The organism is Rothia sp. HMSC064D08 (assembly GCF_001809525.1).
Lineage (GTDB): Bacteria > Actinomycetota > Actinomycetes > Actinomycetales > Micrococcaceae > Rothia > Rothia dentocariosa.
In genome coordinates, this window is sequence record NZ_KV797899.1 from 228499 (window position 1) to 255493 (window position 26995).

General features: G+C 52.9%; 22 protein-coding genes and 2 tRNA genes. 23 read left to right on the forward strand and 1 reads right to left on the reverse strand.

Annotated features, from left to right (window positions below):
- Positions 1-13 precede the first annotated feature (13 nt).
- From dnaG to HMPREF2625_RS06425, 8 genes are all read left to right on the forward strand, one after another.
- Entirely contained in the window at positions 14-2038 is a 2025-nt protein-coding gene (gene dnaG / locus HMPREF2625_RS06390) for a DNA primase (protein WP_070523107.1), read from the forward strand.
- Positions 2039-2127: 89 nt separating this feature from the next.
- Positions 2128-2200 (forward strand) — tRNA-Asn (locus tag HMPREF2625_RS06395).
- 409 nt (positions 2201-2609) lie between these two features.
- On the forward strand, positions 2610-3473 hold the full coding sequence (locus HMPREF2625_RS06400; protein WP_070523110.1) for a phage holin family protein: 864 nt from the start codon (positions 2610-2612) through the stop codon (positions 3471-3473).
- Positions 3474-3664: 191 nt separating this feature from the next.
- A complete protein-coding gene (locus HMPREF2625_RS06405) occupies positions 3665-4876 on the forward strand; it encodes a glycosyltransferase (RefSeq protein ID WP_004006220.1) in 1212 nt (403 codons plus the stop codon).
- Between the two features lie 72 nt (positions 4877-4948).
- A tRNA-Ile gene (locus HMPREF2625_RS06410) sits at positions 4949-5022 on the forward strand.
- Positions 5023-5240: 218 nt separating this feature from the next.
- The gene (locus HMPREF2625_RS06415; protein ID WP_070523116.1) at positions 5241-6596 is read left to right on the forward strand and encodes a hypothetical protein; all 1356 of its coding nucleotides are present in this window, start codon (positions 5241-5243) and stop codon (positions 6594-6596) included.
- Positions 6597-6843: 247 nt separating this feature from the next.
- Complete coding sequence (locus HMPREF2625_RS06420; protein WP_239652986.1) at positions 6844-7842, forward strand: Yip1 family protein; 999 nt, start codon at positions 6844-6846, stop codon at positions 7840-7842.
- A gap of 12 nt (positions 7843-7854) precedes the next feature.
- Positions 7855-9927, forward strand: coding sequence for a hypothetical protein (locus HMPREF2625_RS06425; protein WP_070523121.1), 2073 nt, complete (start codon positions 7855-7857; stop codon positions 9925-9927).
- A 101-nt stretch (positions 9928-10028) separates the two neighbouring features.
- On the opposite strand, the gene HMPREF2625_RS06430 is transcribed toward HMPREF2625_RS06425, so the two are convergent.
- On the reverse strand, positions 10029-10505 hold the full coding sequence (locus HMPREF2625_RS06430) for a M23 family metallopeptidase (protein WP_246826727.1): 477 nt from the start codon (positions 10503-10505) through the stop codon (positions 10029-10031).
- Positions 10506-11319: 814 nt separating this feature from the next.
- On the opposite strand from HMPREF2625_RS06430, the gene rpsB reads away from it, so the two are divergent.
- The 15 genes from rpsB to HMPREF2625_RS06505 all read left to right on the forward strand — a co-directional run.
- The gene (rpsB, locus tag HMPREF2625_RS06435; protein WP_004006225.1) at positions 11320-12114 is read left to right on the forward strand and encodes a 30S ribosomal protein S2; all 795 of its coding nucleotides are present in this window, start codon (positions 11320-11322) and stop codon (positions 12112-12114) included.
- Positions 12115-12245: 131 nt separating this feature from the next.
- Positions 12246-13076 (forward strand): translation elongation factor Ts, encoded by an 831-nt coding sequence (gene tsf / locus HMPREF2625_RS06440; protein ID WP_004006226.1) that lies wholly within the window; start codon positions 12246-12248, stop codon positions 13074-13076.
- 378 nt (positions 13077-13454) lie between these two features.
- Positions 13455-14198, forward strand: coding sequence for a UMP kinase (gene pyrH / locus HMPREF2625_RS06445; RefSeq protein WP_004006227.1), 744 nt, complete (start codon positions 13455-13457; stop codon positions 14196-14198).
- A 201-nt stretch (positions 14199-14399) separates the two neighbouring features.
- A complete protein-coding gene (gene frr, locus HMPREF2625_RS06450) occupies positions 14400-14957 on the forward strand; it encodes a ribosome recycling factor (RefSeq protein ID WP_004006228.1) in 558 nt (185 codons plus the stop codon).
- 9 nt (positions 14958-14966) lie between these two features.
- A complete protein-coding gene (locus tag HMPREF2625_RS06455) occupies positions 14967-15845 on the forward strand; it encodes a phosphatidate cytidylyltransferase (RefSeq protein ID WP_004006229.1) in 879 nt (292 codons plus the stop codon).
- A gap of 90 nt (positions 15846-15935) precedes the next feature.
- Positions 15936-16529, forward strand: coding sequence for a DivIVA domain-containing protein (locus HMPREF2625_RS06460; protein WP_004006230.1), 594 nt, complete (start codon positions 15936-15938; stop codon positions 16527-16529).
- A 64-nt stretch (positions 16530-16593) separates the two neighbouring features.
- On the forward strand, positions 16594-17922 hold the full coding sequence (dxr, locus tag HMPREF2625_RS06465; RefSeq protein ID WP_004006231.1) for a 1-deoxy-D-xylulose-5-phosphate reductoisomerase: 1329 nt from the start codon (positions 16594-16596) through the stop codon (positions 17920-17922).
- A gap of 136 nt (positions 17923-18058) precedes the next feature.
- Positions 18059-19492 (forward strand): M50 family metallopeptidase, encoded by a 1434-nt coding sequence (locus tag HMPREF2625_RS06470; RefSeq protein WP_070523124.1) that lies wholly within the window; start codon positions 18059-18061, stop codon positions 19490-19492.
- A gap of 226 nt (positions 19493-19718) precedes the next feature.
- Positions 19719-20861, forward strand: coding sequence for a flavodoxin-dependent (E)-4-hydroxy-3-methylbut-2-enyl-diphosphate synthase (ispG, locus tag HMPREF2625_RS06475; protein WP_080974366.1), 1143 nt, complete (start codon positions 19719-19721; stop codon positions 20859-20861).
- A 143-nt stretch (positions 20862-21004) separates the two neighbouring features.
- Positions 21005-21991, forward strand: a complete 987-nt coding sequence (locus HMPREF2625_RS06480; protein WP_070523132.1) for a GNAT family N-acetyltransferase — start codon at positions 21005-21007, stop codon at positions 21989-21991.
- 163 nt (positions 21992-22154) lie between these two features.
- A complete protein-coding gene (locus tag HMPREF2625_RS06485; RefSeq protein ID WP_070523135.1) occupies positions 22155-23972 on the forward strand; it encodes a proline--tRNA ligase in 1818 nt (605 codons plus the stop codon).
- Positions 23973-24037: 65 nt separating this feature from the next.
- Entirely contained in the window at positions 24038-24703 is a 666-nt protein-coding gene (gene rimP / locus HMPREF2625_RS06490) for a ribosome maturation factor RimP (protein ID WP_070523138.1), read from the forward strand.
- A gap of 130 nt (positions 24704-24833) precedes the next feature.
- Positions 24834-25871, forward strand: coding sequence for a transcription termination factor NusA (nusA, locus tag HMPREF2625_RS06495; RefSeq protein WP_004006237.1), 1038 nt, complete (start codon positions 24834-24836; stop codon positions 25869-25871).
- Positions 25872-26049: 178 nt separating this feature from the next.
- On the forward strand, positions 26050-26343 hold the full coding sequence (locus HMPREF2625_RS06500; protein ID WP_083295635.1) for a YlxR family protein: 294 nt from the start codon (positions 26050-26052) through the stop codon (positions 26341-26343).
- A gap of 230 nt (positions 26344-26573) precedes the next feature.
- On the forward strand, positions 26574-26995 hold a 422-nt coding region (locus HMPREF2625_RS06505), incomplete at its 3' end, for a translation initiation factor IF-2 N-terminal domain-containing protein (protein WP_210394397.1).

Here is a 26995-nt window from a genome sequence, read left to right on the forward strand (position 1 = left end):
CAGAAATGAGACGATGGCTGGACTAATCCGCAAAGAAGACATTGATGAAGTACGCGCCCGTACCGACATCCGCGAAATCGTTGAGGGATACGTAACCCTCAAAGGTGCAGGTATCGGCGCGTACAAAGGGCTGTGCCCGTTCCACGACGAACGCACGCCCTCCTTCAACGTGCGCCCGCAAATGGGCACCTACCACTGCTTCGGATGCGGCGAATCCGGTGATGTCTACTCCTTCGTTATGGCGATGGAACACACCGGGTTTACTGAAACCGTTGAACGCTTAGCGGCGCGTATCGGCTACACCCTGCACTATGAAGGTGGAAACCCGCGAGACAGGTACGAAGCAAGCCTGCGCCGCCGACTTCTCGACGCACACAAAATCGCCGCAGAGTTCTTTGAACGCAGCCTCTACTCAGCGAACGCGGGGGAAGCACAACGCTTTCTTGGCGCTCGCGGGTTCGACCCGGCCGCCACCAAAACCTTCGGGGTTGGATACGCTCCCCGCGGCTGGGACAATCTGCTCAAACATCTGCGTTCCCAAGGATTTACCGACGAGGAACTGCGCGCTACCGGTATGTTTTCTGAGGGAAACCGCGGCCTCTACGACCGTTTTCGTGGGCGTATCATTTGGCCCATCCGCACCGTAGCGGGCGAAACCATCGGATTCGGGGCACGCCGTCTCTTCGACGACGACCAAGGCCCCAAATACCTCAACACCCCCGAAACGCCGCTATACAAAAAATCGCAAGTGCTCTACGGCATCGACCTTGCCAAACGTGAGATGACCAAAACCAAACAGGTCGTCATCGTCGAGGGCTATACCGATGTTATGGCGGCACACCTGGCAGGCATCAAAACTGCCGTAGCAACCTGCGGCACCGCCTTCGGTGCAGGGCACATTAAAGTGGTACGCCGCATGATCACCGATGACGGCTCTGGCGGAGAAATTATCTTTACCTTCGATGGCGATGCTGCGGGGCAGAAAGCCGCGCTCGCAGCGTTTGAGGAGGATCAGCGTTTCGTGGCACAAACATACGTGGCGGTCGCCCAAGAAGGTATGGACCCGTGCGATCTTCGCCTGCACAGGGGCGATGCGGCGGTACGATCCCTTATCGCCTCTCGCCGTCCGCTCTTTGAATTCGTCATCGACACAACCCTCAAACGCTTCGACCTGACCACCCTAGAGGGGCGTGTGCTGGCGATGCGCGCCATCGCGCCCATTATCGCCGGAATCAGGGACCGCGACCTGCGCCCGGCCTATATGCGTAAAGTCTCTGGACAGCTCGGTATGGAACTTGAGGAAATACAGCGTGCAGTTGCCTACGCCCAGCGCCACCCGCAGCAGAAAAAGCGTTACGAACCGGTGGCTCAGCAGGCCCAAACGCCCCGGTACGAGCAGGTATCTGGATACGGTCAGCAGCAGGATCCGCAGAACTACTCAGCTCAACCGTGGAACGCATCTGCTGGAAACCCTGCGCCTCAGCCAGAAGGTTCCGCGAACCCCGGAAATACTATGCACAGTGATACTAGCGTGGCAAATACCGCCGGGGGAGAGCCAATACTCGCCCCCGACCCTGCCGACCCCGTGGCTCGTCTCGAAAAGGCCGCGCTCGAAATCGCCCTGCAGCATCCTCACTTGATGAGCGTATCCCAGTGGCAGGAATTCGCCCGCGTAGAATTCCGCTACCGTATGCACCGCGAAATTTCTCGAGGCATCATACACGCGGCCTCCACGGTAGCGCCCGCTGCCGGGGTTGAATGGCTCAACGTAGTGCGGTCCGGTACTATCGCCGAGGTACACCCCGCGATCGCCGAACTGAGTGTGGCGGCGCTGCCCATAGCCCACGAAGAACATCTCCCCAGGTTTATTGAGGGTACCCTCAACAGTCTCTTTATCCACCAGATCACCCGACAGAAATCCGACCTCATGATGCGCCTGGAGCAGCTCAGTTCGGCCTCTGATGGTGAAGAGTATGCGCACGTGCAGCGAGAGCTTTTAGAACTTGAAATGCGCCGCAGAACACTCACAAAAAACTAGTAAGGTACATCACTATACCCTAAGTTGCGGAGGCAACAAACAGCCGGTATAGTTATTACTCGTTGCGGATAAACGCCGTAACGGGATAATCCCCCGTAGCTCAATTGGCAGAGCATTCGACTGTTAATCGAAGGGTTACTGGTTCGAGTCCAGTCGGGGGAGCATTTAAAAGCCTCAGAGCAAAGCTCCGAGGCTTTTTTGTATGGTGACTGGATTTTGCCAGTAACCCGCTCCATGTTTTCTCAACGCTGGAGGGCTCTAAATACCCTCGCACAAGAACCCTCTCGCGCATCAAACATCTCTGTCTCGAACACTATATGAATGCATACGCATAAAAGTTTTCGAGAAATTACACAGCACACGGTAGAATGCGAAAGATACCCTACGCACCATAAAACCGTGTACTGCCGCCTTCTGAAGATTTGATGAGAGCAGAAAAACCATACGGTTTGGTTGGTGTGATCGCTGGGGCGGCTGTGTAACAACACACCTGCGGTAAGAATAGAGCTAGAATAATAACCGTGGGGTGCTAAACAGAAGCTCCACACAGAACAATCACGGAGAGGTGGGCATGACCACAAACACTAATCCCCAAGGCATACGAGCAGGCATTGCAGGGATTAAGTCAAGTATCGCGGGTCTCTTTGATGCCGCTAAGGTACTTAAAACCCTAGGTATTAACCAGGTCAAAGACGAAGTCCAGATTGCAAAGCACGAGCTTAAGACCAAAGGCGTCGCTCTTGGCAAAGGTGCAGCCTTCCTCGCCGTCGCAGCTGTTTTTGCCTGCTTCATGGTCATCGCTATTATCGGTCTGCTTATCTTCCTTCTTGGACAGCTTGTACCTTTATGGGCCTCGGCGCTGATTTGGGCAGGCGTCTTCCTCATTATTCTCGCCATCTTAGGGCTTATCGGATATAAAAAAGTTAAAGCCCAACTGCCCTTTGCTCCCGAATCGGCAATCTTCGGCGTTCTCTTCGATCTCGGTGTGCTTCGTGAGGGCAGCGCAATGACAGCCTCCCGTTTGAAACAAGAGCAGGCTGAGCGTGCAGCGCGCAAGCAGGCAGAGCGTGAGGCCGCTGCAGAGAAGGCACGCCAAGAAGCTGAGGAGCGTAAGGCACGCGGCGAAGAAGAACCCAAGCCGCTCACCATTGAGCAGATTCAACAGCGCACTAAAGAACGTCGCGCACACCTTGCAGCTTTGCGCGATGATATGCAGAAGTACGCACAGAATGCTCAATCCTTCACCCAATCAACCGTAGACTCCGCAAAGACCGGTGTGCAGAACGCGCCCAGCAGCGCGGCTACCGCTGGGCGCAACATGGTCAGCAATGCATCCAAGCCTGAGGTTGTTAAGGCTCGGTGGAAGTCCTTCGCAACTCTGGGCGCATCGCTCTCTGCAGTCGTACTCTTCCTCCGAAAGATTGTGCGACGTTAACGCAAGTACCTGCACCACAAACTCCGTATATTGGCCCGTCACCTCCGCGGTGGCGGGCCAATTTTGAGTGCGTATAGAGGCGACTCTCAGAGAACTCCAAGGCCTATTTATGCTGAGGAACGCGATAACACCCGATAAAATAATGAAGAACACCCCATACACCTGAGAAGTCAGACCAAGGAGAACAGGCGATGCAGCAGGCAAAGAAGATCCTGATCGGTGCTGAGACCTATCCCCCCGATGTGAACGGCGCGGCACAATTTGGGCACCGCCTAGCGACCTCTATGCTCAAGCGCGGGCACGAAGTACACGTAGTTGCCGCAAATCCCAGCCGTGGACCTAGCTACCGAACCGTCGTAGAGGGCGGCATCGTCGAGCACCGTCTGCGTTCGCATCTGCCCCCCACTCATGAAACCAACCGCATTTGTATTCCCTGGGAAATCCACGCTGAGGTGGGTCGTATCCTTGACGAAGTTAAGCCGGATGTTATTCATGTGCAGTGCCACTACATTATCGGGCGCGCATTACTGAAGCAGGCACATAAGCGTGGAATTCGAGTTATCGCCACTAACCACTTTATGCCCGCAAATTTAGATCCATTCCTGCCGTTCCCGGAACCCATCAAAAAGGTGTATGCGCACATTACCTGGGCGGATATGCGCCGTCTTTTCAAATATGCGGCGGTGGTGACAACTCCGACTCAGATCGGCGCCGATGCGATGCGAGATCTTGGAAGATTTACTCGCCCCGTTATGCCCGTTTCTAACGGCATTGAAATCAGCGACTACGAGCTTGCTGAGGGCGCAGATTTGGGCAAAGCACCCGGCGAACTGCGTGTAACCTTCGTGGGCCGTCTTGCTGAAGAGAAGCACGTGGATGTGCTTATTGAGGCGCTCTCTCTTCTCCCCGAAGACCTTGACCACGTTCGCCTTGATATCGCTGGAGGCGGCGAGCTTCGTGAAACCCTCGAACAGAAGGCACGCGAATGCGGTGTTGAAAACCGAGTAACGTTCCGCGGGTTTGTTCCGGACGAAGAACTGCCGGGTGTTTACCAGAGGGCAGATATTTTCTGTCAGCCTGGGACCGCAGAGCTGCAGTCGCTTGTCTCCTTGGAGGCTATGAGCGCATCCACCCCCGTAGTCTTGGCAAACGCCCTAGCGCTTCCACATCTCGTGGAAGAAGGCGTTAACGGATACCTCTTTGAGCCTAATAATCCGCAGGATTTGGCGGATAAACTTACAGCAATTCTTCGTCTACCTGCCGCTGAACGCGAGCAGATGGGGCGTGAGAGCCGCCGTATTGTGGAATTCCATAGTGCGGAGAATACCTGGCGCACTTTTGAGGAATTATATGTATCGGATGCCCCCTATGAGCGTTTTCTTGCTCAACGTTCTGAAAAATAAGGTGTGTCTAAGATTCGCCAAAACTGTACCCCTCAGGTACTCTAGAGACGTGGCTTACGCGCTAAGCCTCTAGGGGAGTTAGCTCAGCCGGTTAGAGCAGAGGACTCATAATCCTTTGGTCGTGGGTTCAAGTCCCACACTCCCTACAGACCCCGCTCGGTATGACTCATTTATTACATGTCGCCAAGCGGGGTCTTTTCGCTTTATATCGGGGTTCGAGTTACGTGAGTTAGAACAGAGAGCATAAACACGCTACATTAGATACGAACATTTGAGAGATAAAGTGTTTGCCAGCTACTTTTGAAAAGCACCATTTTCTCTCGGAACCCCTGTTAGAGACTCCGGCTCACTCAAAAGAGGAATAATGACCACCGATAAATCCTGCATGAGAGCGCTACACGGTTTATATGAGCGCCGCTTTCTGCGTTTTGCCACCGCGTTTACCCTCGCCTCTGTTCTTGGCGTGGCGGCACCCGTTCTTGCGCCGGTGCCTACATACGATCACGGCTCGGCCTTCCTGACAGCAGCTCGCGCAGATCAGCAGGATGTTCCTTCGCCCCATGTTCGCAATCTTATTTTTGTGCTTCAGCTCAAGGAAGACGGTACCTTTGAGGGGCACTTGCTTCTCGGAGATTTTAAAGGTGAGATTGGGCAAAGCGAGCTTCAAGACCTAGATACCTATCTGGAGGCCGTCAAAGTTGATAACCAAAAGGTAGAGTCCGATATTCATTCGTATCAGCCGTATTTTGTGGGTAAAGATGCTCTTATCCCGAAAGAAGCGCAGGGTCGGCACGTAACATTTACTGCGAATAGCATCGACCAGGTTAATAGAGACCTCGAACAGCTTCTCGGAACCAAGAATAATTCCATCTCTTTCAGTGAGTCCACAGGAGAAAATCAAGAGCTTTTATCAACCGCGAATGTGCATATTGATTGTGCCGGTATTTGTGATGCGAGCATGTCATCCCCGCCATTGGGGCTTGTGGCAGCGCCCGCATCCTGGGGTAAGAGCGGCGACGAAGCTTTGTACAGCGTCAACGAGGCAGCAAAATACGATTCTGGTACATCTTCGGTTGTCAGCTATACGATGAGTCGCCGAGTGGTTCCTGAGAAATTTTCAAGCACTTTCTACATCAGCTCCGAGTCTTCTTTGAGTGCGAGCTTCCAATATACCTTTAGCCCGCTCGACGCAATGCTTTTTAGCCGGAGTATTAATGAGATCTTTGGTGCCTCCAATACAAAGACCGGTGAACATAATATGGAGCGTAATGAGCAGGGTATAGGGCGTACCTTTACTACCCGGATCAGCAATATCAAAGTTCAAGATTTCCAACGTTTGCTCAATAACTATATGCCCGGTAGCGAGGTAAGTCTTGAGAAGGGTGAGAACGATCAGCTGACGTTGCGTGCCAAGCTCGTTGCGGATGCTAAAGTCACCGATAGATTCAGTGGCGACAGTGAATATATTGTGGTGGCGCCGGACGGTATGGCGGTGGTAAATCCTCCTGCTAATACTGTTGTAGATCAGTCCGATGGGGCAATTCATGTGCGCGCCAAGGGTATTAACACCGCCACAATGGAAATTCATATGCAGAAGGCTCCCCGCAACTACAGGCCAATTATGATTGCTGGGATTGTCGTAGCATCCCTGCTCATCGTGGTGCTGATCTCTATCCCCATCGTAGTGACTCGTCGCGTGAAGAAATTAGAAGAAGAATAAATACCTTATTTTCTGAAGATATGACGAATTATCGTGAGTAAAGGCGAGATTTAAGGTAGGGTAAAAAGTAACCTCGCATGCACACGCGAGACATCGCCGATAAACACACGGAGTACTGTTGCTCCAGCGCCTTCTTCCTGGAATAAGGCTTAGCCATGAGATCTTCAGACTTATCTGGTTTCTTGAAGCAACGTCCCGAGTGTATATCGGCTTGTTGCATAGGAAAATCCGAGATAAGGATCAGATGATGAGTGAGAATATTCCGCAGTCCGGTCAAGGTCAGCCACAACATCCTCAAGGCTATGGCAATGACGGGTACCAGAATCCCAACCCCGCTCAACCGTATGGGAACCCTAATATGCACCAGTCTGTACCTCCCCAGGAGCAGGGCGGACAATACCAGCAGGATCCTAATCAGTTTGGAAACCCGGTTCCGGGTGCTCCGAACCAGCAGATTCCCCAGCCGAACGGGTTTAACCCGCAAAACCCTGCACAGCCTCAGGGAGACCCACATGCTGGTTTCGCCCAGCCAGCAGCACCGGCAGCGCCAAACCCTTTTGCTGAAGCTCTCAAGAATGTTTGGGGCAGCTTCCTTGATGTCTTTAAGAGCCAGCCGGGCGACGCACATAAAAGACTGCAGGACAGCCAACCTTGGGGATGGATTATCGCTGTAGCAGCACAGTCCTTCGCAGGCTCTTTGGTCATTACGCAGCTGGTCAGCGGTCTTCTTGGGCTTTTCTACATGTTCCGCGGATCATTCTACGGTAGCCGGGGGAGCTCCTCTCAGGGAGGAAACTTCGGGCAGACCGTCATGATTTTCCTGATTTTCTTTGTCGCAATTTTTGCGATTCACGTTCTGCGCGGCTTGCAGCTCATGCTGACCGCTCGTATCGGAAAAGTTCAGTCGAGTTTCAACGACTGCATGAGCGCGGCAGGTGTTGCGGCTCTTCCTTTGGTTGGCTCCTATCTTCTGCTCTACCTCTTTGTTCTTCTCACGATGGGTACAAATGGGAAGAACTTTGCAGAGAACCCCACCCTGACGATATATCTTCTGGTAGCAATCTTTGCGTTCTCGATTGTGATCGGTGAGTCTCTTATCTACCTGGGGCTGAATCGCCTGGGTCGTTTTGAGAAATCTCCTGTGTTAATGCACGCTCTTCTTACAACTGCATGGGTTCTTGTGGCCCTCATTGTATACAACATTGCGTTCCAGATGATGCCTAACCCCTTGGCATCAAGCCTCTAGGAGCATCGTAAGATGAGCCAGCTACTACAGCAGCGCTCGTCAAGACGGCAAGGAAGACTTGGATTCCTTGCCGTCTTTCTGACGGTTCTAGCGCTCATTATGTCTGCCTGTGGTGCAAAAGTTGAGACAAATCTTGGGCTTGAAAATTCCGAGAAAGGCTCCCGCACCATTACAGTGTCTTTCAGTTTGAAAGACAACAAAGATTACCTCAAGGGTGACGTTAACGCTCTTGACGCTTCGATTAAGAAACACAAGCCTCAAGAACTTGATTATGAGGGCATTCGAACCGAAGGCGATAATGCTCAGGCCACCTTCAAAGTGAATTTTAATAGCGTAGATGAGTATCGTACTAAAGTCTCCGCTATCTTGAAGGCTTCAAGCTTTGATAAAGAACCCAAAATTCTGATTAGCGACAGCAAAGACGGTTTGGTTCAGGGCCTTGAAGTCTCTGAAAACTTCACCTCGCAGGACCTTATCAAGTGGCTTCCCGAAGCGCTTGTAACAGACGGCTTGGTCGAAGCAAAACGCAAAGACAATGTCCTGCAGTCAAGTGGGAAAAACAGCGTTACCTTTGAAGGTCGCGAAATTAAAACAACAGAGTCCTCCAATGAGGTTCAAGCTAAAGACCTCAAAGATAATGGGTTTGACGAAGTTGTGATTGCAGTCGATAAGAAGGACGGTAAATACAACGCCAAGCTTGTCTTTCTCGCAAAAGAGATCATGGTACCTGACCGGGTAAGTGCTGTAGACACTTATCTTAACTCGGTGAAACCTGAGGGAGCTGAGCTTACCAAGGGTATTGACGAAGAAATCGCCAAAAAGTCTTACCGGAGCTTACCGTCCACGCAATCTGGTAAAGATGAAAGCGGTCGCAACTTAAAATTTACTGCCGATTCTTTCGAGGATCTCAATGCTAAACTTCAGAAAATTCTGGGTACTCAAGAGACTGCGTTAGAAAGTTCCCAAGAAGTTAAAACTGATTCTTCTGGGGTGAAGATCATTGAGCATATAACAGGTTCAGTTGATTGCAGCCGTGTGTGTTCACCGGGAACCAACTACGGGGTGAAGTTTAGCTTCTCTGACGACGGTAAAAATTTTGACCAGGACTACGGCTCGTCGAATAGCTCAAGCTCAAGCGCATCCGCGTCGGATAGGGTAATAAAAGTCAACCTAAAGAATTCGCGCACGATTCAGCCTGAAAGCCTAAACGTGACTTCTGCGCTGGGTATGGACGGTTCTGTTGAAGCGAGGTTTGAGCTTGCCTTTAAGAGTTCTGATGTCGCGCAGGCTGGGGATGCCCTTAAGTCTTTCGTTCAAGGGCCTGATGAGGCTCAAGCGACATTTGAGGAACGTACTGACGGCGATAATACGATATATTCAGCAAAGATACGGGGCAAAGATTCTGCGGAATTCAATACCCGTATTGGTGCTTACCTACCCGGTTCTGAAATGACGATTCATCATCCTGGCGGGGTTAATCTTTTCGGGGCAGACTATACGGTTTCGCCCAAGTTTAACCTGCAGGAGCGTTTTGGTCAGCTACAGCCCAAAAACTACGGTTTCAAGTTTGAACTCCCTATCATGAGCTCGGTTAAAACCGATGCTCTGCAGGGAAGTAACTCTATGTTTGGTCGCCAAGATTCACATCTTTCTGGCGACGGGCGTAACGTTACGGTTAATAGTTCGGAGGGTTATGTCAATACCTCATCCCTCACCATTCCAGCGCATGGGTTTACCATGACGGACTTTGTGGTGGATGCTATTTTGCTCGGTCTGCTTCTGCTGATTCTGTTGGTGCTCTTCATCTTCCGCAAGCGCATTCGTCGCGCAAGCCAGAAGGCACGCGAACGCCGAGCTGCACAGCAAGCGGCGCAGCCGACAGCAGCCTACACAGCTTCTGACTCGGATGTTCTCAATTACGGCGACGATTCGCCGACCGTTGCGTTCTCGTCCGGAAGCTCCTATGCGGCTGAAACGGACGGTACTATTCCGCTGCCCGCCCAACAGGCTCCTATTCCGAAGCACGCTGCAAAGTCACAGCAGAAACCCGTTTCGGGTGATAGTGATCAGGACTTTTTGCAGTAGTGCCGTGCCATAACGTATAGCAAAGCAGAGACCGGTTGGTCAGGCACACAGTGAGCCCCGCATCGTGCACGATGCGGGGCTCACGACATATAGGTAATATTTCAGGCTTTGAAACTCTCGTCAACGGGAAGTAGTATAGTTGGTTCTGCTGGTCCCAACAGAAGCATAGGGTTAATATATTCTGCGTTTTTGCCGCTTCCGTTCTTGTGGTCGCCGCCGCGCCGAACGCTCCAGTAAAGGCATGTGGTAGAGCACCGAGGTTTTGCGGGATGCGCATCCACCCGAGCGATAACCTGCTCCGCCTGAACGTGAGTACCGACTGGCAGAGGATCGGTGACGGGCTCGAAACTCGACCTATACCCGTTCGGATGCTCAATGACTACTACCTGTCGATCGACGACAGTTCCCGAGAAAACTATGGTTCCAGGCGCCGGAGCGCGCACTTGGTCCTGTTCTGTTGCTTCAAGATCGACTCCGCGATGCCCTGCCGACCACCGCTGACTGGGCTTGATAAAGGCATGAATAACATGAGGTTTTCCAGATATAGGTGAAATCCATGAACGCGCAGAAGTGTACATGATCTGTAGGGGACCGTGTCGGTACTTTATACCGCTGACGTGTGGCTCGAAGCCTAAAGATAATGCCACGGTAAGGACTATGATCTGGATTGTTAAAACCCGCAAGAATATTGGAGAAGGTACCCGGACTTTTATAGGATGCCCTGAGCGCCAGCGTACTAGAAGAAACAGGGGAGTACGCCGCAGCGCAGATACAAAGTGTCGTCTGGACATCGTAAAAATACGTGCCTGCGCCGCCAGACCCGCGCGGTGTATCCACGCCCCTAACCAATCACATATCATTCTTCGAGCACACCATAGTCGAAGACGCATAAAGATATGTACAAGGCTGTACTGTGGAAAACTTACCCTTTCGGGACATTTTTATTCGATATCCACAGACGGTATTTAGCGTTTTCGTGAAAAACAGGTGAGATGGCTCAGCGTTTTTCACAAACTTCCAAAATATGAAGACTCGTGATTCTACGGATTCAAGTGAGGTGGTAGCAAAAATTTTTACAAAAACCACGTTTATACGGACGAAAAGCTCATGGTACTAAAGACTTAAGACCCAAATATCAGGTACAATTTTCTATTGCAGTGTGCCTAGCCTGGTAACGGAAAGGCTCGCTGACGACGCGTGGTGTGAGCACCTGGAACCTAAGTACCAGGTGATAAAAGACCTTCGGTCCGCTTAGAACAAGCGGTCAGGGCTTGAGACACGGGGCAACCCGAATGTCTAATCGCCACTAGGATAAACCGATAACTACTATGCGCGCGTGTGGCTAGCCCGAGATGGGAGGTCAGCGCGGCACCCTGATATAAAGGAGACGACATGCCCGTCGTAACTATGCGTGAGATGCTGGATTCCGGCGTTCACTTCGGTCACCAGACCCGCCGTTGGAACCCCAAGATGAAGCGTTTCATCCTCACCGAACGCAACGGCATTTACATCATCGACCTGCAGCAGTCCCTCGAATTCATCGATAAGGCTTTTGAGGCTGTTAAATCCACCGTTGCACACGGCGGCAACATTCTGTTTGTGGGTACCAAGAAGCAGGCACAGGAAGTTATTGCTGAGCAGGCTACCCGCGTGAATATGCCTTACGTTAACCACCGCTGGCTTGGTGGTATGCTCACCAACTTCTCCACCATTGCTAAGAGCATTGAGCGTATGAAGGAACTTGAGCAGATCGACTTTGACGATGTCGCAGGTTCTCGTTACACCAAGAAGGAACTGCTCTTGATGCGCCGCGAGTTTGAGAAGCTCGAAAAGACTTTGGGTGGTATCCGTAACCTGAGCAAGGTTCCCTCCCTCGTATGGGTTGTTGATACCAAGAAGGAGCACCTGGCGGTTAACGAGGCTCAGAAGCTGGGCATCCCCGTGGTAGCTATTCTTGACACCAACTGTGACCCTGACGAAGTTGCATTCCCCATCCCTGGTAACGACGATGCGATCCGTTCCGTCAACCTGCTCACCCGTGTGGTGGCAGACGCTGTCGCTGCAGGTCTCATTGAGCGTAATGCTAAGAAGACCGGTAAGGCAGAGGCTGCTGAAGAGCCTATGGCTGCGTGGGAGCGCGAACTGCTAGAGCAGCACGAGGCAGCTCAGGCGGCTGAAGCTAAGTAGGCTTTAGCTTTTCCACGATGGGAAAAGCAGTACGGACGGTACCTACCCTGTGGCGGGTAAGGTGCCGTCCGCTCATAGCTCATGGGCGTTATCACGCCTACATCTTAAATTAAGGAAAAAGAGGAGTTCACATGGCGAACTACACTGCAGCAGACATCAAGGCACTGCGTGAGAAGACCGGCGCAGGTATGCTCGACGTCAAGAAAGCTCTCGATGAGGCTAACGGCGACCAGCAGAAAGCAATGGAGATTATCCGTGTGAAGGGTCTGAAGGGCGTCACCAAGCGTGAAGGTCGTGCAACCGCTGAAGGTTTGGTTGCAGCTCGCGTAGAAAACGGCGTTGGTTACATGGTTGAGGTCAATTCTGAAACCGACTTCGTGGCTAAGTCCGAACCCTTCATTACCTTCGGGCGTAACGTGCTGGAGGCTGCTATCGCGGCTAACGCATCCACTCTGGAAGAGCTGCAGGCCGCATCCTTCGAGGGTAAGACCGTTGAAGAGCTCACCACCGATGCTGCCGCCCTGCTGGGTGAGAAGGTCGTGGTGCGCCGCGTAGCACGTGTTGAAGGCGAGAACGTGGCAGTTTACCTGCACAAGACCTCTAAGGACCTGCCCGCACAGGTTGGTGTTCTGCTTGCTGTTTCCGGCAATAACGTTGATGAAATTGCGCACGACGTAGCAGTCCACATCGCAGCGATGAGCCCCAAGTACCTGGACTCTGAGTCTATCCCGGCTGACCAGGTTGAAGCTGAGAAGCGTGTTGCACGTGAGACCGCAATTGCTGAGGGCAAGCCCGAGAAGATTCTGGATAAGATCGTTGAGGGTCGTCTCAAGGGCTTTTTCAAAGAGAACACCCTGCTTGACCAGGACTTCGCAAAAGACACCAAGAAGTCTGTGGCACAGGCTCTCTCTGAGGCTGGCGCAACCGCTACCGGTTTCGCACGTTTCCGCGTTGGTGCCTAGTTTCTAGGAGCTTTCCTCAAGCAGACAGCCTTTATCTGAGGCTATATGCTAAAGTCGGATGCTTGCCCTGTGAAGGGTGAGCATCCGACTTTTTTTGTATAAATATTGTGCAGGTTGCGCACCTAGCGCAAAGAAAGTTCCAGAACCTATTTTCTGTATAGATTATCTTGCAGATACAGTGTTGACCTGAGGTTTTATAGGGTTTTATATGCCCGGAGCATTTAGTCTCTCAATCTCTACGCCTTCTGGCATGTCGAATGAGAGAGAAAAATATCGAAGGGTGTACCACAAGACAGTGTTTCCGTAGCGTATCCTTGATAAGGACTATTGAGTGTTCACCCCGTTATCAGCATAAGTTTTATCCGTTGGAGGGTATTTATGACCGACTCGCACACGCACCCAATCCATCGAGACGACACCGGTCGTCGCCGTGTTCTACTCAAGCTCTCAGGCGAAGTTTTCGGCGGGGGAGAAGTTGGTATTTCGACCGGGGTTGTGCGTAATATTGCACAGCAGATTGCAGCAACTGTGGGTAAGGTAGAGACCTCCATCGTGATTGGCGGCGGTAACTTCTTCCGTGGCGCCGAGCTTTCACAGGCAGGTATGGATCGTTCCCGCGCAGACTATATGGGCATGCTCGGTACCGTGATGAACTCTCTGGCTCTTCAGGATTTCTTGGAGCAAGAAGGTATTGATACCCGCGTACAGTCTGCTATTACTATGCCGCAGGTTGCAGAAACCTACATTCCTCGCCGCGCTATTCGCCACATGCAGAAAGACCGTGTGGTTATTTTCGGCGCCGGTGCCGGTCTGCCCTATTTTTCGACCGATACCGTAGCTGCCCAGCGAGCCTTGGAAATTCACGCTGACGAAGTTCTGGTAGCAAAAAATGGTGTGGACGGCATCTACACTGCCGATCCGAATAAAGACCCTCAGGCTGAGCGCCTGTATAACCTCACCTACGATGAAGCTATGCAACGCAACATTCGCGTGTTGGATCAGACCGCATTCTCCCTATGTCGCGATAATAACGTGACGATGCGCGTCTTCGGCATGCAGGGCGAAGGTAACGTAACCCGCGCTATTCTGGGGGAGAAGATGGGTACTCTTGTAACCCGCTAAAGAAACGTTATGCCGTTATACTCCTTGCATTAGAAGCCGTTCAACGGCTTAGCCATAAGGAAAAAACGGTGAGAAGTCGCCCGAGATAGTCTCGGGCGACTAAACTATAACTAGGTCGCGGTTTGCACCGTTTGGTGTTTCCCGTAGCCGTAGCTACCAAAATCGGCATGAGCCGACTTCCCCTATAAAGGAGATTCCGTCGTGATCGAAGAAACCCTTGCCGAAGCCGGCGAGAAGATGGATAAGACCATTGAAGCTATCAAAACAGAATTCGCCAAGGTCCGCACTGGACGTGTGAACCCTGCGATTTTTAGCTCTATTACCGCAGACTACTACGGCGCGCCGACTCCATTGCAGCAGCTGGTGTCGTTCAACGTTGAAGATGCCCGTACGGTTAAGATTGTTCCATTTGATGTGAGCGCTTTAGCTGCTATCGAAAAAGCAGTGCGTGACTCTGACTTGGGTGTAAACCCCAGCAACGACGGTGCCGCTATCCGCGTGGTTATGCCCGAGATGACCTCTGAGCGTCGTAAAGAATACATAAAATTGGTCAACCACAAAGCCGAGGAAGCTCGAGTTTCGGTACGTAATGTGCGCCGCCATGCTAAAACCGTCATTGATAAGCTTGTGAAAGACGGCGAGATCGGTGAGGACGACGGTGCCCGTGCCGAAAAAGAGCTTGATGCCCTCACTAAGAAACATGTAGATACTATCGATGAGCTCTACAAGCACAAGGAATCTGAGCTGCTTGAGGTTTAAGGCTCAGAGATGAACACACGAGAAGATACGGGGGATAAGAAGAGCGAAACAGCCCCCGCCCCAGGGAAAACAGCATCCCGAGCGGGGCGCAACTTACCCGCCGCTATCGGCGTAGGCGTAGCATTCGGCGCGGTGCTGACTACAGGGCTTTTCTTTCCTCCGTTTCTTGTGCTTCTCTGCGCGATCTCTACCGGGCTGGGAAGCTGGGAGCTTGCCTCCGCACTCAACAAAAAACGCGACTACAATTTACCCCTGACCCTGGTGACGGTGCTGGCTCCGATCCCCATAGTCTCAGCGTATATTTGGGGATTCACTGGTTTGGGGATCTCCTGCGTTACTGTCACCCTAGTACTTGCTTGTGTCACCTTGGTGGTACCCAGGAAACGCACAGCCTCACGGTATAAAGTTTTGAGGGGTCTCATTCTAATTTTGGGATGGGTACCCTTGACCCTCGGAATTTCGATGGTGTACTTTAGCACCGAGCGCGGTTGGGCAGGCATCCTGATGATCCTTCTTATGGCCGTCAGCAACGATACTTTCGGGTATATTGCCGGTGTTATATGGGGTAAACATCCTATAGCACCTACCATTTCGCCAAAGAAGAGCTGGGAGGGCTTTGCCGGTTCCTATCTTGGGTCTGCCGTGGTAGCGTGTATTGCGCTAAGTATTTTGGGGCAGAAATGGTACTGGGGAATACCGCTTGCCGCAGTTATGGTTGTCGCCTCTACGGCGGGTGACCTTGTAGAATCTGTTTTTAAACGTCGAATAGGCATTAAGGATATGTCAAATATCCTGCCTGGGCACGGCGGCATGATGGATCGTCTGGACTCGGTACTTTTTGCGGCCGCGGTTGGGTGTTTGATTTTTACCTTTGTGCTTCCTCTCTAGAGTGGAACACAAGATAGCGAAAACTTTATGCGTAGGGTACGCACACGAGCCACTCACGTCGTGTGCCCTGCCTGATGATAAGGAGAATCCTTGGCAACGAATACTAGTCGTACAGATAACGGCTTCGGCCGTGCGGCAGAACTCGAACCTGGTTATAAACGAACCGAGGTCGATCGTCTCTTTGCTCGACTAGCCGAGGATTACGAACAGCTAAGCGGCGCCGTACAGCAGCACGCTAATATCTACACGTCGCGGCTTATTCGCCAGGTTGTTTTTCGTACCGAGCCCGGCGGCTATGCGGTAGGGGACGTCGATCGCGCTCTAGAGCGTATAGAAGAACGTTTTGCCAAGCTGGAACGCAGCCGTTATATCGAACAGTACGGTTTAAGCAATTGGGAGCTGTCCCTCGTAGACGCGGGTGAGCTTCTGGCACAGCGACTAGAGCGGCCGGATGGTGAACGCTTCCGCCGCCCCTCTAAACGCAAGCACGCCGGGTATTTTGTGGGTGATGTTGATAAGGTATGCCATCATATCTATGCTCAACTCAATAGCGAAGAACCGCTTGATACATCCGTTATTCGTAACGCTGTCTTTAGGTCTGCGACCGGCTCGGTGAGCTATGAAGAAACCCAGGTTGATGCCTTTATGGATCGCTGTATCGAGCTTATCCAAGATCTGACCTAAGAGACGTTGCTGGTAGCCGCAGGACCTTCTGAGGCCGTGCTGGCAGCATGCGATACTAGTAAACATGAAGTTTGGTTCCTCTACTCGGGTTGGGGGCTTCCGCGAAACCCTCACTGATGCTCTTAAACATGGACTTTGCGATGCTCGAAGGGTTACTTTACTCGGTTCCACCGGGTCTATTGGCACCCAAGCAGTACAGGTTATAGAGCATCTTGCGCGTCTTGCGGGCACCACCGTCGATGCTGAGGATGCACCGCTGAAGGTTGTAGCTCTCAGCGCCGGTTCACGCTCCCTCGAATTATTAGCACAGCAGGCAGTTCGGGTACGTGCCGAGCTTGTTGCCACCAGCGGCCCGGCGCAGGATGCACAACGGTTGCAAGAATACCTTGATGCGGCCGCCCGCAGTGTGGGCATTAGTGGGTACAGTCCGCGCATCGTCTGGGGAGAACGTGCCAGCGTTGAGGCGGCGGCGCATCCGGCGGATGTGGTGCTCAACGGTATTACCGGATCTATCGGTTTAGAACCCACACTGACCGCCCTCAAAACGGGACACCGGGTTGCCCTTGCAAATAAAGAATCTCTGATCGCGGGTGGACCGCTTGTGCGTGCTGCCGTTGATGCCTCACCGTTAGAAGCCCCGATGGTTCCCGTGGATTCGGAACATTCGGCTCTTGCTCAAGCATTAGCCAGTGGCACCGACGCCGAGATAGACCGGCTGATTCTCACGGCCTCAGGTGGACCTTTTCGAGGATATACCCGTGACATGCTTCAAGACGTTACCCCACGGCAGGCGCTGGCGCATCCTACCTGGGATATGGGGCTGGTGGTCACAACCAATTCGGCAACTATGGTGAATAAGGCCCTTGAGGTGTTAGAGGCACACCATCTTTTTGGGGTTGATCTTGACCGCATTGATGTTGCGGTACACCCGCAGTCGATTGTGCATTCGATGGTTCAGTTCGTAGACGGCGCGACTATCGCCCAGGCGTCCCCGCCGACCATGCTTCTGCCCATTGCTCTGGGACTGACGTGGCCGCATCGCATTCCGCAGGTAGCGGCTCCCTGCGATTGGACTCAGTCGCAAACATGGACTTTTGAGCCGCTTGATTCGACGGCTTTCCCTGCTGTGCAGATGATTAAAGAGGCGGGCAAACGGGGCGGAACCTTTCCCACCGTTTTTAACGCCGCTAATGAGGAAGCGGTTAGCGCTTTCCACGCCGGTAAAATTCGGTTTACCGATATTGTGGATTCCGTGGCGCGTGTTTTGGAGGCGCACGCCGCCAGTAGCGAGGTTACGGCTGAAGCCGACATGAGCTTAGAGGCTGTTCTGAACGCCGAAGCTTGGGCACGTGCATACGCTCGTGAGCTCTGCGCCGCGAAGATGCCGTCATAACCATCACGAAGGTTTTCCCTACGCGGCGCATAACCTGAGCGCCACGTACCCTATAATTTCACAGCTTAGGGGAGTACCCTAGAGACTTCGCGGGAAACCGCTTGAGAACCCGTACCTTTTGTTGCGAAGGAGAAATGTGGAGATTCTGCTCTACGCCGCAGGCGTCATCATCATGGCGATAGCTATTGCGCTGTCTATTGCTCTGCATGAGGTGGGACACCTGGTACCTGCGAAACTCTTTAAGGTGCGTGTACCGCAATATATGATCGGTTTCGGAAAAACTATTTTTTCGTTCCGCCGCGGTGAAACTGAGTACGGGTTTAAAGCCATTCCTTTAGGCGGATATATTTCGATGATCGGCATGTATCCGCCTGCGCCCGAACATGAGGAACGCGCGAAACGGGCGATGGAGCATCCCGCAGAGGGGAACGCCGAGGGTACCACTGGCGTGGAGGAAGAACACGAACCCGAGATCGAAACTCTTCGCGCCGGAACTACCAGTCCTTTTGGGTCTTTGGCGAATGCGGCCCGTGAGGCTGACTTAGAGCGCCTGAAACCCGGAGATGAAAATCGCCTGTTTTATAAACTTCCCGTGTATAAACGCATGATTATCATGCTGGGCGGGCCTAGCATGAACTTGCTCATCGGGATCGTATGCACCGCCATTCTCATCTGCGGTTTTGGAACCCTGTCTGCAACTAATAAAGTGGCATCGGTTTCCGATTGCGTGCCAAAAGCAACGATCACCGAAGACCGTATCTCATATTCCGAATGTACTGACTCTTCGGCACCGTCTCCCGCGAAAGCGGCAGGACTGCGTAAAGATGACCGTATAGTTGCTATCAACGGCAACCGCACGAGCACCTGGGAACAGGTTTCTTCTAACATCCGTCAGGCAGGGAATAATACCGTAACCGTCACCATTGAACGCGATGGTTCTGAGCAGCAGCTCACCATGACCCCGGCGCTTTTGGAGCGTCCGGTCGTGGATGAAAAGACCCGAGAATATGTGCTTAACGACGATGGGTCATTCAAGATGATGACCGGCGGCTTTATCGGTATCTCACCAACTTCGGAGATGGTTCCAGGCTCGTTGGGCGATGTAATGCCTAATGTGGGCGACACGCTGGGACGTATTGCACATTCCATGTGGTCGCTTCCACAGCGCGTATGGGAGCTGGGAGCGAATCTCTTCTCGAATCAGGAACGCGATGCGAACTCCCCGGTATCCGTAGTGGGGGTAAGCCGGATTGCCGGTGAAGTGGCCTCGACAGACCGTATCGATCTGAAAGCAAAAACTGCGACCTTAGTCTCGCTGATAGCCGGAATGAACCTGATGCTTTTCGCCTTCAACCTGCTTCCGCTTCTACCCTTGGATGGAGGGCATGTTTTTGGTGCTCTATGGGAGGCAATTCGACGTGGCTTCGCCAAGCTTACCCGCCGTGCCGATCCCGGTCCGTTTGACCCGGTCAAGCTTCTGCCGCTTACCTATGTTGTAGCGGGTGCTTTCATTCTGATGTCCATTGTGATTATTGCCGCCGACTTTATTAAACCCCTGCGGCTGTTCTAAATGGCGGAGCAAGCTATGTACCACATAGCGTCTAGTGAGGATCGTGTACGCAAACGAATTGTGAGCGGGACTACCGTTTTTTCATCTCATCGTGATATTGCTCGCGGTTAGGGTATCCGTATTAGTGGTTCTGCGCGCGACGGTGGCACAATAGGAAGCTGAGCGGCGCATCCCGCGCCCCAATTTTTATGACATTTGGAGGATTGCCTTGTCGGTTAGCCTTGGTATGCCGAAGCCTGCCCCTGCGGTTCTTGCGCCTCGCCGCAAGACCCGTCAATTCAAGGTAGGTACCGTGGGTATCGGTTCCGAATCTCCCATTTCGGTACAGTCTATGACGACCACCAAGACCCACGATATCGGTTCAACCCTGCAGCAGATTGCCGAGCTAACCGCCGCCGGATGCGATATCGTGCGCGTGGCATGCCCGACCGATAAAGACGCTGAGGCACTACCCATCATCGCAAAGCAGTCTAATATTCCGGTGATCGCGGATATTCACTTTCAGCCCAAGTACGTGTATGCGGCTATTAAAGCCGGATGCGGCGCGGTGCGTGTGAATCCCGGTAACATTCGTAAATTCGATGACCAGGTAAAAGAGATCGCCGAGATGGCTTCCGATCACGGTACCTCTATCCGCATCGGTGTGAATGCTGGTTCGCTCGATAAACGTTTGCTTGAAAAGTACGGTCACGCTACCCCGGAGGCGCTGGTTGAATCCGCTGTGTGGGAAGCCTCTCTTTTTGAAGAGCACGGGTTCCGCGACTTCAAGATTTCCGTTAAACATAACGATCCGGTGGTTATGGTTGAGGCATACCGGCAGCTTGCCGCACGCGGCGATTGGCCTTTGCACCTAGGCGTAACCGAAGCAGGTCCCGCGTTCCAGGGAACCATCAAGAGTTCGGTAGCATTCGGCACCCTCCTCTCTCAGGGGATTGGCGATACGATCCGTGTTTCGCTTTCGGCCCCTCCGGTGGAAGAAGTCAAGGTGGGAACCAAGATTCTGGAATCCCTTAACCTGCGCCCGCGCAAGCTCGACATTGTTTCGTGCCCCTCATGCGGTCGCGCCCAGGTGAATGTGTGGGAGCTCGCCGAAAACGTGACCAAGGGCTTGGAGCATATGAAGGTTCCGCTTCGCGTCGCCGTGATGGGATGCGTGGTGAACGGTCCAGGCGAGGCACGTGAAGCAGACTTAGGAGTGGCGTCCGGTAACGGTAAGGGACAGATCTTTGTGAAAGGGGAAGTCATTAAAACCGTTCCCGAAGATCAGATCGTGGAAACCCTTCTTGAAGAGGCAACCCGTATTGCCGCCGAGATGGAAGCTTCGGGGGAGTATGTGCCCGAAGGTGCCCCCGCTGTTACCGTCAAATAGTACGGCTGTACCTCGTCCGTAGCGTTGAATATAAACGCGACGAGTCTGAAATCTTTAAGCGCCTCGCCTTCAACGGACGCGGGGCGCTTTGCTGTGACACATTCAAAACCGCGATAGCTCTCTCGTTAGATAGAATCGAAAGCGTGCTCAAAAAGTTTTTCTCCTCATCCGCCCCCCAAGTGGTGGCTCTCGATCGGCGCGATGCAGATGCCCTCGAAGAGCTTCTCTATGCGGATACGCTGGGGAACCTCTACGCTATTGAGCATTACGATATTTACGGGCTGCCGCCAGCATCGGCATCCGGAGCACGCATGACGGGGAATAAGCTGCCAGCACAGTATCGCGGGTTCGTGGGGATTTACGAAGATGGCATCTTGCTGAGCGCGCTGTTACTGGGCAGCAATACCGTTCCCATCTGGTTACCCGACGACGATCGAATGCGCTCACATGCCGAGGTTCTTGCTCACCTTATTTACCGTTCTCGGGGCAGTATTGAGTCTCTTTTTGGACCCAGTGAATGTGTGCTTCCAATCTGGGAGCACTTGAGGAAACGCCTCGCGAGGCCTTTCTCTGTTCGGACGGTACAGCCGCTACTGTACCTGCCCCCAGAAAAAAATCTATTCTCACTCTATTCGGCCTCTCTGCCTGAACTGCCCGGCTATCTACCCTCGTTACAGTCGGTTCCAGAGAGCCCTGGAGGATATGTGCGCTGTACTGTTCTGTCAGATTACGATGATGTTCTGCCCGCCGCAGCCGCTATGTTCCATGAGGAAGTCGGTATTGAACCCATCGCACGGTACGGCAGCAACTACAGAAACCGTGTACGGTCGATGGTATCCGAAGGCAAAAACGTGATTGTCACTAACGATCTCGGCGTGGTGGTCTTCAAAGCTGATCTGGGTATATCGCATCTGGATGCTGCGCAGATACAGGGCGTTTGGGTGCACCCCGACTATCGCGGTCTGGGGCTTGCGGCTCCGTTTCTTGCTGCGGCCTGTGAGCTTTTCCGAGAGAGGCACCCGTATCTGAGCCTCTACGTTAATAACTACAACGATCGGGCGCTCTCTCTTTATCAGCGCACTGGATGGGAAGATATTGGGCAATATTCGACCATTATCTTTACTTGTTAGCGTCTGAAAATATACACGTTGGTTTTTTATACCAACTATGCTTCGCCTGTGAGCGCGGAAACCTATAGACTTGTTATATTATTCATCGCCGTTCGCCGCCGCTTTCGGGTTAAGGAATGTGGGATGCGGTGAAGGTCTAGCATCAAATCCAAGGAGAACACACATGGTACTTCGCTTGTCCAACCTCTTCGTGCGGACCCTGCGTGAAGATCCTGTAGACGCTGAGGTAGCAAGCCATAAGCTTTTAGTGCGCGCAGGTTATATTCGTCGTGCCGCTCCTGGCGTGTATACCTGGCTGCCCTTGGGTTTGAAAGTTCTGCGCAAGGTAGAAAATATCGTGCGTGAAGAAATGAACGCAATTGGAGCCCAAGAAGTTCTCTTCCCGGCATTGTTGCCGCGAGAACCCTATGAAGCAACTAACCGGTGGGAAGAATACGGTGATAATCTCTTCCGCCTGCAGGACCGCAAGGGTGCCGATATGCTTCTGGCGCCCACCCATGAGGAAATGTTCACTCTGTTGGTGAAAGACCTTTATTCCTCCTACAAGGATCTGCCGCTGTATATTTACCAGATCCAGAATAAGTACCGTGACGAGGCGCGACCCCGCGCCGGTTTGTTGCGTGGGCGCGAATTCGTCATGAAGGATTCCTACTCTTTTACTGTGGACGACGAAGGCTTGAATGAAGCTTACGAGGCCCACCGCGCCGCTTACCAGCGTATTTTTAACCGCTTGGGATTAGACACCGTCATCGTGACCGCGCAATCGGGTGCTATGGGCGGTTCACGCAGTGAAGAATTCCTGCATCCGACCCCTGTAGGTGAAGACACCTTTGTGCGTTCAGCTGGTGGTTACGCCGCAAACGTGGAGGCAGTCACCACTGTTGTGCCTGCAGACATTGATTTCACGGATACGCCCGCGGCTATCGTACTCGATACCCCCGAATCTCCCACGATTGAAACCCTTGTGGCCCAGATGAATGACTTGCACCCGCAGGTGACCGGCGGTGAACTCACCGCTGAACAGACGCTCAAATGTTTTGTGGGCGCAGTCATTACCCCCGCTGGGGAGCGTAAACTCTTTGCCGTGGGTGTACCTGGTGACCGCGAAGTCGATCTGGGACGCGTCGAGGTTAACATTGGTGCGCTCATGGGTATCGGTGGCGAGATCGAGGTTGAGGCTGCTTCTGAGGAGGATCTAAAGAAATTCCCGCAGCTCGTCAAGGGCTATATTGGTCCGGGTCTTATTCTCGATCAGCCCATGTTGGGTGAGAATACCGAAGAGCGTCAAACTGCTACCGGTATTCCGTTTTTCGTTGATCCGCGCGTGGTTCGCGGTACCTCGTGGGTTACTGGCGCTAACGAGCACGGCAAACACGTGGCAAATCTCGTTTACGGGCGAGACTTTAGCGCAGACGGCGTTTTGGAAGCGTGTGAAGTACGCGAAGGCGACCCAGCACCGGATGGTTCCGGACCGCTTATTGCCGCACGCGGCATTGAGATGGGACATATCTTCCAGCTTGGCCGTAAATACGCCGAGGCACTGGGACTGAAAGTACTCGATCAGAACGGTAAACTCCAGACCGTGACGATGGGATCTTACGGTATTGGCGTAACCCGTGCGCTTGCCGCAATCGCTGAGGGCAATCATGACGAGAATGGTCTGATCTGGCCGCGTAACTTGGCACCCGCCGATGTGCACATCGTCATCACGAATAAAGACGCTCAATCCCACGAGTACGCAGAAACCTTGAGCACGGAGCTTGAAGGTGCCGGGGTGCAGGTGCTTTTGGACGACCGTCTGAAAACCAGCCCGGGCGTTAAATTCGGCGATGCAGAGCTTCTGGGCGTACCCACCATCTTAGTGATTGGCCGCGGGTTCAAAGACGGCACTTTGGAACTCAAAGACCGGCGAAGTGGAGAGGCACGCGATATTGCTGTATCGGATGCGGTGCGCGAAATCCTCGCCGAGATCCGGTCTTAGGTCCTATTCCCAGGCATAGACGCGTTCATCATCCTCGACAAGATTATCGAGAAGAGAAGGAAGATATGGCGTATAAACCTAAACGGTCCGGTAAGAAAGACGGCGCCCCCAATGCTCGCTCTCGGCGTGCCGCATCACGAACCGCCAGGGGTGTGACTCGTCCCTTCGAATCCGCAGGGGCAGAAAAATCGGCACCGGCAAAAATTGGGACACGCTCTCTACATGAGGACGAGGTAAACGAAGCTATCAAACCTGTGCTCAGCGAGTTTTCGTTAGTGCTTGAAAGGATTAAGATCAGTGGTCCGGCAGCTAACCGAACGGTAGAAATTACCGTGGACTATACGGAAGATCGGACAGATTCTCTTTCTCTGGACAGCCTTGCGGAAATCTCGGGGGCTATCTCACAGGCTCTGGATAAAGCTGATAAGCACGATGAGTTCTTCCCCTACATGTTGGAGGTTTCCTCTCCTGGAGCTACCCGAGAACTCACCGAGCGCCGCCATTGGAAACGTGCTCGCACCCGACTTGTGGCGGTGACACAGACAGACGGCACGGAATACGTGGCTCGTCTTGACGAGATTACGGACGAGGGCCCTGTGCTTCGGCGTAAGAAACAGACTAAGAAAGGGCAGAAGCAGACATACCATGACGCTATGATTGTGCCCTGGGAAAATATTGGGCATGCTAATGTTGAAATTGATTTCAATTCTACTCAAGAGACTGTAGAATAGGTACAAAATAGGCTTTCTGTTTGTTTTTTCACACTCAACAAACATAAAGCAAACCGTTCGGGAGCCGGGGCGCAGAAAAAGCGTCCCGGCGCCGTGCTACAGGGAAAGGCTGAAGAGCGTGGACAACAATATGACGATCGACTTAGGCGTTCTGCATGCACTTGCAAAGCAACGAGGTCTCGTTTTGGAGGAACTGTTCTCGCTGGTTGAAAATGCTCTGGTGCTTGCCTATATGAAGCAGCCCGGCGCCATTAAAGGCTCCCGAGCCGTCATCGATCGAACCACCGGCGACTTCGCTATTCTTGCGCCGGAACTTGACGATGACAACCAGAAAATCGATGAGTTCGATGATACGCCCAATAACTTTGGGCGCATTGCTGCGGCGACGGTGCGTCAGGTTTTATCGCAGCGTCTGCGCGATGCCGAAGATGCATCCGTGCTTGGTGAATTTAAAGACCGAGAAGGAACCTTAGCATCCGGCGTTATTCAGCAGGGGAATAACCCCCGTATGGTTCAAGTCGATTTGGGAACTATTGAGGCCGTACTCCCCGCGAACGAGCAGGTTCCCGGAGAACAATATCCCCACGGAACCCGTATTCGTGCATATCTCTTAGAGGCGCGCCGCGGGCAGAAAGGGCCCTCGATTGTGCTCTCACGGTCGCATCCGAACTTGGTGCTTCGCCTATTTGAGCATGAGGTTCCAGAGATCGCCGACGGATCGGTCAAGATTAACTCCATTGCTCGCGAGGCAGGACATCGCTCGAAGATAGCGGTAAGCGCAACGAACCCCAGTATCAACGCTAAGGGTGCCTGCATCGGTGATATGGGCGCTCGCGTACGTGCTGTCGCCGCCGAGCTTAATGACGAGAAGATCGACATTGTTGATTACTCGACGGATCCTGCGGAGTTTATTACGGCTGCGCTCTCGCCCGCTAAGGTGACCGAAGTTATTATTGCTGACCCCCGTGAATATTCTGCTCGTGCGATTGTCCCCGATGAGCAGCTTTCGCTGGCAATCGGGCGGGAAGGCCAGAACGCGCGCCTTGCAGCGAAACTAACCGGCTGGCGCATTGATATCTTGGCGGAATCAAAATATGCTCAGATTCGTGCCGAAGAAGAGGTGGCTGAGCGAGTAGCCCGCAGCCTTGATTTAGACGAAAACGAGTAGTAACCGGTATTCTAGTAGGAGTACCCTGTAGCCCCTGAAGGGCCTTTCCGCATTCGTGAAACCGAATACGGACGTGACCCAGATGAGGGGCTACACTTAAGATGTGCGTTTGGTGCGTGCGCCCCAGTGGTGTGCCTAAACGACTGTGACAGTTTTGATGGGGGAAGAGGGGAGAGCAATGAGTGAACCTCTCCGTACCTGTATTGGCTGTCGCCTCCGCGATAGTCCGCGGAATATGCTCCGTATCGTCTGTTTCGGCGGCGACGGAGAACGGATGCGCATCCTTCCGGATGTGCACCGCACCTTGCCCGGTCGCGGTGCGTGGCTGCATATGCGTGAATCCTGCCAGCAACAGGCTTTTCGTAAAAATGCTTTCGCCCGCGCCTTTAAAGTTTCAATTGCTCGCGCAGACCTTATGGTTTTGACCGAATACTTCGCTCAGCGCAAGCCCGAAACTACGGGCTATGAGTGAAACTCACATCCCTATAAGTCAACGAGTTTGACGACTTCTTGCAGATTACGAAAGCGAGTCAGAAAACTGATGGATATCTAATGAGTGCCGCGACATGAGTACCCATCTGTGCTCACACCCCGGCAAATTTATGCCCACGCGTGTGTTAGGCGTAACCGAGAGCCTAGTGCGCGCATACACACATCATTAGTGTTCGCACCGTCCTGGTGCGAGCCAGGACAGGAGAAAATTTGGCTAAGCCTCGCGTACACGAGATTGCTAAAGAACTTGGTGTAACGTCAAAAGAAGTTATTGCAAAACTAGCCGAACAAGGCGAATTCGTAAAGGGCGCATCCTCGACCCTTAACCCGCTCGTGGTTAAGAAACTGCGTGAAGCGTTCCCCACCCCCGCTCAGGCACCTGAAAAAGCTGAAAAACCAACTAAAGCGTCAGGGAAGTCTGCAGCTTCCACAGCTAAAACTGCTAGTGCTAAGCCTGCCGCTCCAAAGAAGTCGGCGGACGCGAAATCTGCCGCTAAACCTGCGGCACCGAAACCTGCCCCTAAACCGGGTGCAAAGCCTGCAGCTAAATCTGCGGCTCCCAAGCCCGGTGCCAAGGGCGCCGCTAAATCTTCTTCGGGTCCTCGTCCGGGTAACAACCCCTTCTCCTCACA